Raw genomic sequence first — 10230 nt, 5'->3', positions numbered from 1 at the left:
ACTGAAATCCCCGGTGTTGTGCCCCCCGCTGGCGCCCGTGTGGGTGGTGGCCCCCCACCCCACGCTGCTCTTCTGCTTCAGGGCGTGCGCGCCGGCGGGGGCCGGCACCCCCCCCCCCGCGGCACCGCCTCAGAAGCCGACGAAGACCCGGCGCAGGTCGTCGAGGGTCACCGGACCGGTCGCCTCCACCCCTTCGGGGGTGTGCTCGCGGCCGAGCCGTCCGGTGGCCAGCCGCAGCCACGCCTCGGCCGGGGCCACCAGATCCCCGTCGGGGCGCTCCGGCGCGTCGACGACCTCGACCTTGTCGCCCAGCCGCAGCCCGAACGTCCGGTCGGGCGCGTGCAGCCGGACCAGCACTGTGGCCTCCCGCCCGGCCAGCTCCTGCGGTCGGCTGGTCCAGGCCAGCATGCCGCCGACCTGGTCGAGCAGCAGCGCCACCGCCCCCGGCGTCACCGCCGCGAACCTGTTGAACGCCACCTCGGCGTCCCACTGGTGCAGGGCGAACTCGCTGAGCCGGAACCGGGCGGCGGTGGCCACGTCGACCGGCTCCGGCAGGAAGCCGAGGTCGATCCGCATCGAGGCCCGGGTCTCGGCGTCCAGCGCCTCGTACGCCTCGACCAGCCGCTCGTTGGTGGCGAGGAAGCCGGCGGCGTGCTCGGCCGGGGACATCGCGTCCCAGCGCGCCCACACGCCACGGTTGAAGTCCCCGTCCGGGCCGGGCGAGCCGGTGCGGGCGGCGTCCAGCGTCGCCAGGTTGATCTCGGCGCCGCTGCCCAGGTGGCTCAGCACCTGGGACACCTGCCACTCGCTGGCTCCCGACGGCCGGAGCAGGTCGTCCTCCTTGAGGTCCCGGACGAGCGCGGCGAGCTCCTCGTGGCCCGCGCGCAGAGCTGTGATGACCTGGTCAGCAGGGGTCGACATGAATCTCCTCAAACGGACTTTCGATGATGGTCGGGACGTTACCGGACGGGGCCGCCGACCGGTCCACCCCAGGGTCGGGGCGCTCGGGCCGGCGGCCACGTCGCGGTCAGCTCAGCCCATGTGCACGGTGTTGCCGGTCGGGATGTCCTCCTTGCGGACCTTCACCAGCACCAGGGTGGCCAGTCCGGCGAGCAGGATCAGCGCCGCACCCCAGGCGAAGGCCACCCGGTAGCCGTGCACCAGCGCCTCGACCTGGTTGACCGGGTTCGGCGCCCGGCCGACCAGGTAGGCGGCGACCGCGCTGGTGTAGAAGGTGTTCAGCAGCGCGGTGCCGAGCGAGCCACCGATCTGCTGGGTGGCGTTGAGCGTCGCGCTGGCCGCGCCCGCGTCGTGCTCCGGCACCCCGACCAGGGCGAGGCTGGACAGCGGGACGAAGGTGAAGCCCAACCCCAGGCCGAGGATGACCTGCGCGGGCAGCAGATGGGTGAGGAACGAGGTGTCCACGTCGATCTGGGTCAGCACCAGCATGCCCAGGGCGGCGAGCACCGCACCGGTGACCATCAGCGGCTTGGCGCCCAACCGGGGCATCAGCTGGCTGGCGCCACCCGCGGCGATCAGCACACCGGCGGTGACCGGCAGCGACGCCAGACCGGCCTCGAGGGGCTTGTACTGGAGCACCACCTGGAAGTAGAAGGTCAGGAAGAGGAACGCCCCGAACAGGCCGGCGCCGATCAGCGTCGAGGTGAGGAACGCCCCGCCCCGGTTGCGGTCCAGCAGGATCCGCAGCGGCAGCAGCGGGTGGCTGGAGCGCAGCTCGATCACCACGAAGGCGGCGAGCAGCAGCACGCCCGCGGCGATGAAACCGAGCGTCGCGGTGGCGTCCCAGCCGTCCTCGGCGGCCTTGGTGAAGCCGTAGACCAGGGAGACCAGGCCGGCGGTCACCACGATCGCGCCGGGTACGTCGTAGCGGGTGTTGCCGTGGGCGCGGCTCTCCGGCACCAGCGGGAGCGCGAAGGCGATGGCGACGGCGGCGACCGGGATGTTGACCAGCAGGCACCAGCGCCAGTCGGCGTACTCGGTGAGCACCCCGCCGAGCAGCAGGCCGACCGCCGACCCGCCGCCGGCGATCGCGCCGTACACCGCGAAGGCCTTGGCCCGCTCGGTGGCCTCGGTGAAGAGAACGGTGAGCAGCGCCAGCGCGGCCGGGGCGAGCAGCGCGCCGAAGGCGCCCTGCAACGCGCGGGCGGCGAAGAGCATCTCACCGGTGGTGGCCAGACCGCCCAGGGCGGAGGCGAGCGCGAAACCGGTCATGCCGACCAGGAAGGTGCGCTTGCGCCCCCAGTAGTCGGCGATGCGACCGCCGAGCAGCAGCAGACCACCGAAGGCCAGCGTGTAGGCGGTGATCACCCACTGCCGGTTCGCGTCGGTGATCCCCAGGTCGGCCTGGGCCTGTGGCAGCGCGATGTTCACGATGGTGGCGTCCAGGACGACCATCAGCTGGGATACCGCGATGACCGCCAGCGCGATCCAGCGCCGCGGGTGCGGTGCTCCTGTCGACACGCCGGCATTGGGCGCGCCGGGCGCGGTCGAGGTGGTTCCGGACATGGTGGAGCCTTCCGTGTTGCGTGATGTGAGGCGAATCAGGCCGGCGACGGACGGTCGTGCTGATAGCGGAGCACCGGGATCAGCACCTGGTCGACGACCTGGGTGAGGAACGCGTCATCGGCGGGTAGGCCGTGCGCGAGGATGCGGGACATGGTGAGCGCGGGCGCCAGATCGTGGAACAACTCCCGCTCGCCGGCCTCCGGCGGGATCTCCCCGCGGGCGGCGGCCCGGACCAGGACGGCGGTGCTGGCCACCCGCCCGGCCGGCAGCACCTGGTGACGCACCAGGCGTTCCAGCTCGGGGTTGGTTCGCATGGCGAAGGTCAACGCCTGCATGAGGTCGCAGTCGGCGGTGCAGATCGCGGCCGTGGCCCGCAGCAACTCGATCAGATCCCCGCGCAGGGAGCCGGTGTCGGGCGGGTTGTGCACCCCCACGTGCTGGTCGCGCAGGGCGGCGACGACCAGCTCCGCCTTGCCGTCCCAGCGCCGGTAGATGGTGGCCTTGCTGACGTGGGCGCGGGCGGCCACGGCGTCGATGGTCATCCGGTCATAGCCGACCTCGCGCAGGGTGTCGATGACGACGGTGAACAGGTCGCTGTCGGTGCAGCGCGGGCCCCGGGCTGCCGGTACCCCGGCACCCGCGCCCACCTGCTGACCACCCAGCACCCTCGACCCCCTGCGAAACGATGTCGTACTGACCCTAGTGCGCGGTTGGCTGATCGTGCAGGTTTTCGTGAGTTCCGTCGCATGGAGTGGGTGAAACGATTGCGTTTCCATCAGGAGTCCGGCGGGTGTCCGGGGGTGGTCAGCCGCCGGGGGAGAGGATCACCGGCACGGCCATTGTGTTGATCCGCGCGCCGTTTCGGGCGGACACCTCGTACACCTCGACGGTGCCCTCCTGCTCGCGGGCCGTGTGCCAGCCGACCACCACCCGGTAGCCACCCCGGCAACCGCTGCCGCAACTGGCGGTGCCGAAACCGGTGGCCACCTCCCGGCCGGCGGCGTCCAGCACCCGGACGCTCACCGTGGCCTCGAACACGGTGGCGGTGCCGGTGACGACGAGCGGCGAGGAGACCCGCTCGCCGGGGATCGGCCCGGTGACCACGATCGGCGGCAGCAGGTCCGCGTAGTCGGCCCGATCGACCGGCGCCGCGCCGTCGAGGCGGACCTGACGCACGGTGGGGAACTGGGTGAGCGTCCACACCACCTGCGCCTCGCGTAGCCGCCGGGTGGCCGGGTCGCCGACGGACGGCACCCGCAGCGTCGCCACGCCGTCGGCGATGCGGGTGACCTCGACGCCGGCCGGAAGGAGGGTGGTCATCCCGGTGGCGGCCTCGGCCCGGCTCGGCCCGGCGGCCAGTTCGGTCAGCGCCAGCCGGGACGTCGCGACCGTGGCCGGCCGGGTGCGCCGGGTCGGCACGAGCAGCCCGGCGCGGATGTACCACAGCTCGATGGTCACCGGGTCCGGCCGGCGCGTGCCGGCGGACGCCGACGCCGACGGACTCGGTGGTCGGTGGGTGGGTGGTGGCGTCGGCTCCACGGCCCGCGTCGGGATGGGTGCCGGGCGGTCGGTGGGTGCGCCGCTCGTCGGCGGCGCGGTGGGCGCCGGGCCCAGGTCACCGGAGCGGGGAGTGCCGCAGCCGGCGAGCAGGACCGCAGCGACGAGCAGCGGTACGCCCAGCCTGATCGGGTCGCGGCGGCTCATCCCACACCACCCGCCGCGCCGGCGGTACGCCCGGCCGGACCCGCCTCGGCGCGGTGCTCCGGGCGGGGCACGTCACCGTGCCGGCCGGCGGGACCGTCGACAGGCAGCTCCAGCCGGAACCGGGTGCCCTCGCCCGGTTCGCTCCGCACGCTCAGCGCGCCGCCGAGCAGATCGGTGTGCTCCCGGGCGATGGCCAGCCCGAGCCCACTGCCCGGCCCGGAGCGGGACGAAGCGACCTGGTGGAACCGGTCGAACACGCGGGGCAGGTGTTCGGCCGGGATGCCCGGCCCCTGGTCGGTGACCTCGAAGACGACCAGCGGGCCCGCGCCCGCCACGCTGGCCGTGATCTCTCCACCGCCGTGCTCGACCGCGTTGGCGACCAGGTTGGCCAGCACCCGCTCCAACCGTCGGGGGTCGGTGCGCACCGCGACCGGATCCCCGGTGACCCGCACGCGCGGCGACCAGCCGCGCGCCGCGACGATGCCGTGCAGCAGCGCCAACCCGTCGACCGGCCCGACGGCCAGCTGCTCCCGCCCGGCGTCCAGCCGGGAGATCTCCATCAGGTCCTCGACCAGCCGACGCAGCCGGACCACGTCGCCGACCAGCAGCTGCGCGGCCGGCCGGGCGTCGTCGGGCAGCTGGTCGAGGTGCTCGCGCAGCAGCGACGCCGCGCCCACCAACGCGGTCACCGGGGTACGCAGCTCGTGCGCGACATCGGCGGTGAACCGCCGCTCGCGGGCCTGCGCGGCCGACAGTGCCGCGATCTTCGCCTCCAGCGCCTCGGCCATCTCGTTGAACGTCGTCGCCCACACGCTGAACTCGTCGCGCCCGCGTACCGGCAGGCGGGTGGCGAGCAGGCCCTCGGTGAGCGCTCGGGCGGCCCGGCTGGCCCGGCCCACCGGCTCCAACGTGCGGCGGGCCAGCGCGTGACCCACCGCGGCGGCGAGCAACACCACGAGCACCCAGCCGGCCACCAGCGCGGTGCGCAGCTGCCCCAGGTCGGCCGCGAGGTCGTCCTCGACGGTGAGGACGTACAGCTCGGCGGTCGAGCCGGGTATGCGCCCGCCGATCACCAGCAGTCGAGGACGCTCCGCCGGCGCGGAGCGCTGATAGCCGAGCCGCCCGTCCGCGACGACGGCCCGCAACCGGGTGCCCAGCACCGGGGCGTACGCGGGGTGCGAGGCGCGGGCCGGGCCGTCGACGAGCACCACGTGCCGACCACTGGCCTCGAAGCTGGTGAGCAGCTCGGTGCTGCGCTGCTCGGTCAGCGGCAGGAACTGCCCAGCGAGCACGAGCTGGTAGCGGGCGTCGGCGGCGGCCTCGTGCAGCGACGCGTCCAACCAGGACTGTCGCAGCAGCAGTCCGGTCCCGCCGGCGAGCAACCCGGCCGAGACGCCGGCGACCAGGACGAACGCGATCGTCAGCCGGCGCCGTAGGCTGCCGGGGAGCACCGCGCTTGCGGCCATCGCCCCACCCCCCCGTCAGCCCGTCGACAGCTTGTAGCCGGCGCCGCGCACGGTCCGGATCAGCCGTGGCTGCGCCGGGTCGTCCTCGATCTTGGCGCGTAGCCGCTGCACCGCCACGTCGACCAGTCGGGAGTCGCCGAGGAAGTCGTGGTTCCAGACCAGGTCCAGCAGCAGCTCCCGGGTGAAGACCTGGCCGGGTCGGCGGGCCAGCTCCAGCAACAGGCGGAACTCGGTCGAGGTCAAGGCCAGCTCCCGGCCGTGCCGGCGGACCACGAAGCCGACCGGGTCGATCTCCAGGCCGCCGACTTCGATGACTGTCGACGGGGCCGGCACGCTGGCCCGGCGCAGCACCGAACGGACCCGAGCCACCAGCTCGGGCAGGTCGAAGGGTTTGCGCAGGTAGTCGTCCGCGCCGCACTCCAGCCCGACCACCACGTCGATGGTGTCGATGCGTGCGGTCAGCATCAGGATCGGCACCTGACTGGTCCGCCGGATCTCCCGGCAGACCTCCAGGCCGTCCAGGACCGGCAGCATGATGTCGAGCACGATGAGGTCGACCGGGCGCGCGCGGAACGCGGCCAGGGCCTGCCGCCCGTCGACCGCGGTGTCGACCCGGAAACCGGCGCGGCGCAGACCGAGGGCGGTGACTTCCCGGATGGAGAAGTCGTCCTCGACCACCAGCACGCGGCCCTCCATCACCCGAGGGTAGACCCGGCGGCACCGTGCGTAGTCCTGGCAAAACGGTCGACATCAGCGGCCGGTGGCCCCCCGCCTGGGCACCGTCCAAACGCTACCGTCAGGTCGGCACCCCTGGACCAGCTCACACGAAAGGGCACGACGTGCAACGTCATGGCTGCGTGATCCGACTCCGCCCCGAGCAGCGGGAAACCTACCTGCGGTTACACGCCGCCGTCTGGCCGAGCGTCGAGAAGACGCTGCGCGAGGCGAACTTCCGCAACTACACCATCTTTCTCCACGGCGACCTGCTCTTCGGCTACTACGAGTACGTCGGTGACGACTACGAGGCCGACCTGCGAATGATCGCCGCGGATCCGCAGACGCAGGAGTGGTGGAAGCTGACCGACCCGTGTCAGGAGTCGATCGCCGAGCCCGGCTCGGGGGACTGGTGGGCCCCGATGCGCGAGGTCTGGCACCTGGCCGACAGGCCCTAGCCGACGAAGCCCAGGTCGCCGACGTCGATCATGGAGTTGTGGTGCCCGCTTTGCCAACTGGCGGTCGCTTTGTCACCCACCACAACTCCATGATCGGCGGGGTGGGGTCAGGCACGCCGGAGTCGAAGATTCTTGACGAGAATCTTGGGCGTGCTGTCGATTGGGGTCGGTTCAGTTCGTAGCCCTGGTGAGAGCCCGGCACCGCGACGGGCCACACCCATTGGAGGGCACGATGACCGCCACTGCGAACACGACCCGCGCCACCACGCCGACCCTCGGTGCGTTGATCCGGAACGGTGTCGCCGCCACGGTCGGAGCGAGCATCGCCACCATGGCTGTCGCCGCCACCGGCGCCCGAGCCGGGGTCAGCCTCGATCTGGGCGGCACCCCGATCCCCGTGACGGGATTCGGCGTGCTGACGGTCGTCTTCTCGTTGATCGGGGTGGCCATCGCGGCGCTGCTGGCGCGTTTCGCCCGGCACCCGCGGCGCACATTCGTCCGCACGACTGTGGTGCTGACGGTCCTGTCCCTGGTGCCGGACGTGATCGCCGACGCCGGGGTGGCCACCAAGGCGCTGCTGATGCTCACCCACCTGATCGCGGCAGCGATCGTGATCCCCGCGGTCGCCCGCCGCCTGGCCGTCTGACCTGGCCGTCTGACCTGCCCGTTCGACCTACTGGAGGATCGTCATGAAGCAGTACCTGCTGTCCGTGCACGTCGTCGAGGGCGCGCCGACGCCGTCCGACGAGGAGACGCAGACCATGTTCAGGGAGACCGGCCGGATCAACGACGACATGCAGGCCGCCGGCGTCTGGGTCTTCGCCGGCGGGCTCACGTCGCCGGACAGCGCCACAGTCGTCCGGGTCGAGAACGGCACCACCGCCATGAGCGACGGGCCGTTCGCCGAGACCAAGGAGCACATCGCCGGGTTCTGGGTCATCAAGTGCGCGGACCTCGACGCGGCGCTGGCCTGGGCCGAGAGGTGCGCGGCGGCCTGCGGCCCGGTCGAGGTACGCCCCTTCGACGACCTGTCCCAGGCCTGACCAGAGCCGGTCTCCCGACATGGACCTGTCTCCCGACACGGACCTGGCGAGCATCTACCGCGCGGAGTACGGCCGCTGCGTCGCCACCCTGGCCCGCCTCCTCGGCGACATCAACCTCGCCGAGGAGGCCGTCCAGGACGCTTTCACCACGGCGTTGCAGAAGTGGCAGACCCTGCCGCCGAACCCGGGGGCCTGGATCGTGACCACCGCCCGCAACCGTGCCGTCGACCGGCTTCGTCGGGAGTCGACCCGCGAGGCCCGGCACGCCCAGGCCCTGCTGCTGTATCACCAGGACGAGCCCCAGGAGGTGGGACCGGTGCGGGACGACCAGCTGCGACTCATCTTCACCTGCTGTCATCCGGCGTTGGCTCCCGAGGCGCGGACGGCTCTCACCCTGCGCCTGCTGGGCGGCCTCGACGTGCCGGAGATCGCCCGCGCCTACCTGGTGCAGGAGGCGACCGTCGCCCAGCGGATCGTGCGCGCCAAGAAGAAAATCCGTGACGCCGCCATCCCGTACCGGGTGCCCGCCGCACATGAGCTGCCGGGCCGGCTGCCGCCTGTCCTCGCCGTGCTCTACCTGATGTTCAACGAGGGCTACGCGTCCACCGCCGGCCCGTTGATCAGGACGGACCTGTGCGCCGAGGCGATCCGGCTCGCCCGCGAGCTCGCCGCGTTGATGCCCGACGAGCCCGAGGTCCTGGGCCTGCTCGCCCTGCTGCTGCTGACCGAGGCGCGCCGCCCGGCCCGGCTCGGCCCGGCCGGCGAGCTGGTGCTGCTGGCCGACCAGGACCGGTCACTGTGGAACCGCAGCCTCATCGCCGAGGGTCATGACCTGGTCCGCCGTTGTCTGCGCCGCAACCGGCCCGGCCCGTACCAGATCCAGGCCGCGATCGGCGCGGTGCACACCGACGGCGCCGCCACCGACTGGCCGCAGGTCCTGGCACTGTACGACCAGCTCCTCGCGTTCGCGCCAACCGCTGTCGTCGCGCTCAACCGTGCGGTCGCCGTCGCCGAGGTGCACGGACCGGCGGTGGCCCTCGCCGCGTTGGAGGGCGTCGATCTTCCGGGCTTTCACCGGTTGCCCGCCACCCGTGCCGAACTGCTGGCCCGGCTCGGACGCGACGACGAGGCCCGAGCCGCCTACGACCAGGCCCTGGCGCTGGCCACCAACGAGACCGAGCGGGCCTACCTGCAGACCCGTCGCAGTCAACTGACACGTGAATGGGGAACATCATGACCGCCACCTACACCGTCGACGTCTTTTCCAGCCTCGATGGCTTCGGCACCACCAGCGGGAACTGGGGTGGCTACTGGGGTAAACAGGGCCCGGAACTGCTCGCGCACCGACTGTCCGTCTACGACGCGGAGCAGCGCATGGTCTTCGGGGCCGGCACGTACCGGGTGTTCGCGCGGATGCTGGCCGCGAGCACCGAGGAGTCCGAGGTCCGCGACGCCTGGGTGACCCGGATGAGGAGCCTCCCGGCGACGGTGGTGTCGAACACGCTGGAAGGCCCCCTCGACTGGCCGGACGCGACCATCGTGCGCGGTGACGCCGTCGACGTCGTCGCCCGGCTCAAGAAGGAGTCCGAGGTGCCTCTGCGATCGCACGGCAGCCTGTCGTTGAACCGGGCGCTGATGGCCGCGGGGCTGGTCGACCTCGTCCAGGTGACGGTCTTCCCGGTGATCACCGGGAAGACCGGAACCGAGCCGATCTTCCAGGGCGCGGCCGACTTCGACCTGGAGCTGGTCGACAGCCGCACCCTCGACGGTCGCACCCAGGAGCTCGTCTACCGGCCCACCCTGCACGTGTGACTCACTCGGCTCGGGTCACCACTGGTGGGCCACGTCGAGCACCACCCGGCTGTGGGTGCCGGGGCCGGCGAGCACGAGCACGCGGAACGGCAACCGCGCCCGTACGCCGACGGCGAAGGTGCTGTAGCCCTCGAAGCTGCCGCCGAAGACGACGTCGCGCAGCGTCGGGTAGCGCAGCAGGTTCGCCACGTGTTCACCGACCGCGTAGGGCACCGTGCCCAGGTGCTCGTCGTCGTAGGCCGGAGCCCGCAGCGAAACCCGCAGCAGCGCGCCCCCGGCGGTGTACGGCGACAGCGCCAGCCCTTCGCCCTCGGTCCACGTCTCGCCGTAGCCGATCGCGTAGCCGTCGACCGGGCCGGCGAACTCGAACACCACCCGGTCGTAGCAGTCCTGCCGGCCGGTACGGACGTCGACCAGCGGGGCGTCGCTCAACGCGCCTGCCGACTTCTCCGCGCTGCCCCAGGTGATCCCGCAGCGGCGCGCGCCCCGGCACCCCCCCCCCGGCGG

The 10230-nt window shown here is 72.5% G+C and carries 12 protein-coding genes; 5 read left to right on the top strand and 7 right to left on the bottom strand.

The window, feature by feature from the left end; all coding sequences use genetic code 11:
* Nucleotides 1-129 precede the first annotated feature (129 nt).
* The 6 genes from ABZU52_RS30275 to ABZU52_RS30250 all read right to left on the bottom strand — a co-directional run bounded on the left by ABZU52_RS30275 (nucleotide 130) and on the right by ABZU52_RS30250 (nucleotide 6392).
* Nucleotides 130-921, bottom strand: coding sequence for a maleylpyruvate isomerase family mycothiol-dependent enzyme (locus ABZU52_RS30275; RefSeq protein WP_354974355.1), 792 nt, complete (start codon nucleotides 919-921; stop codon nucleotides 130-132).
* Between the two features lie 111 nt (nucleotides 922-1032).
* Nucleotides 1033-2526 carry a DHA2 family efflux MFS transporter permease subunit gene (locus ABZU52_RS30270; protein WP_354974354.1) on the bottom strand — a complete coding sequence of 498 codons (1494 nt, stop codon included), beginning with the start codon at nucleotides 2524-2526 and terminating at the stop codon, nucleotides 1033-1035.
* A 35-nt stretch (nucleotides 2527-2561) separates the two neighbouring features.
* Entirely contained in the window at nucleotides 2562-3191 is a 630-nt protein-coding gene (locus ABZU52_RS30265) for a TetR/AcrR family transcriptional regulator (RefSeq protein WP_354974353.1), read from the bottom strand.
* Between the two features lie 139 nt (nucleotides 3192-3330).
* Complete coding sequence (locus tag ABZU52_RS30260) at nucleotides 3331-4230, bottom strand: Gmad2 immunoglobulin-like domain-containing protein (protein ID WP_354974352.1); 900 nt, start codon at nucleotides 4228-4230, stop codon at nucleotides 3331-3333.
* Complete coding sequence (locus tag ABZU52_RS30255; RefSeq protein WP_354974351.1) at nucleotides 4227-5696, bottom strand: HAMP domain-containing sensor histidine kinase; 1470 nt, start codon at nucleotides 5694-5696, stop codon at nucleotides 4227-4229. Before ABZU52_RS30255 ends, ABZU52_RS30260 begins: the two co-directional genes overlap by 4 nt.
* A gap of 15 nt (nucleotides 5697-5711) precedes the next feature.
* On the bottom strand, nucleotides 5712-6392 hold the full coding sequence (locus ABZU52_RS30250; RefSeq protein ID WP_354974350.1) for a response regulator transcription factor: 681 nt from the start codon (nucleotides 6390-6392) through the stop codon (nucleotides 5712-5714).
* Nucleotides 6393-6553: 161 nt separating this feature from the next.
* On the opposite strand from ABZU52_RS30250, the gene ABZU52_RS30245 reads away from it, so the two are divergent.
* The 5 genes from ABZU52_RS30245 (at nucleotide 6554) to ABZU52_RS30225 (ending at nucleotide 9723) form a co-directional block, all read left to right on the top strand.
* Complete coding sequence (locus tag ABZU52_RS30245) at nucleotides 6554-6868, top strand: L-rhamnose mutarotase (RefSeq protein WP_354974349.1); 315 nt, start codon at nucleotides 6554-6556, stop codon at nucleotides 6866-6868.
* Nucleotides 6869-7100: 232 nt separating this feature from the next.
* A complete protein-coding gene (locus tag ABZU52_RS30240; protein WP_354974348.1) occupies nucleotides 7101-7514 on the top strand; it encodes a DUF6069 family protein in 414 nt (137 codons plus the stop codon).
* Nucleotides 7515-7557: 43 nt separating this feature from the next.
* Nucleotides 7558-7911, top strand: a complete 354-nt coding sequence (locus tag ABZU52_RS30235) for a YciI family protein (RefSeq protein ID WP_354974347.1) — start codon at nucleotides 7558-7560, stop codon at nucleotides 7909-7911.
* 19 nt (nucleotides 7912-7930) lie between these two features.
* Nucleotides 7931-9148: an RNA polymerase sigma factor gene (locus tag ABZU52_RS30230; protein ID WP_354974346.1), complete on the top strand. Its 1218-nt coding sequence runs from the start codon at nucleotides 7931-7933 to the stop codon at nucleotides 9146-9148.
* The gene (locus tag ABZU52_RS30225) at nucleotides 9145-9723 is read left to right on the top strand and encodes a dihydrofolate reductase family protein (RefSeq protein WP_354974345.1); all 579 of its coding nucleotides are present in this window, start codon (nucleotides 9145-9147) and stop codon (nucleotides 9721-9723) included. The genes ABZU52_RS30230 and ABZU52_RS30225 overlap by 4 nt, the downstream gene beginning before the upstream one ends.
* Before the next feature lie 15 nt (nucleotides 9724-9738).
* Here the strand turns inward: ABZU52_RS30225 and ABZU52_RS30220 are convergent.
* Nucleotides 9739-10230 (bottom strand): hypothetical protein (locus tag ABZU52_RS30220; protein ID WP_354974344.1); only part of this gene is annotated, 492 nt, incomplete at its 5' end.

Source organism: Micromonospora sp. NPDC005220, assembly GCF_040607895.1.
Classification (GTDB): Bacteria; Actinomycetota; Actinomycetes; order Mycobacteriales; family Micromonosporaceae; genus Micromonospora.
The sequence above is the reverse complement of the archived record's forward strand: the minus strand, read 5'-3'. Positions and strand labels throughout refer to the sequence as shown.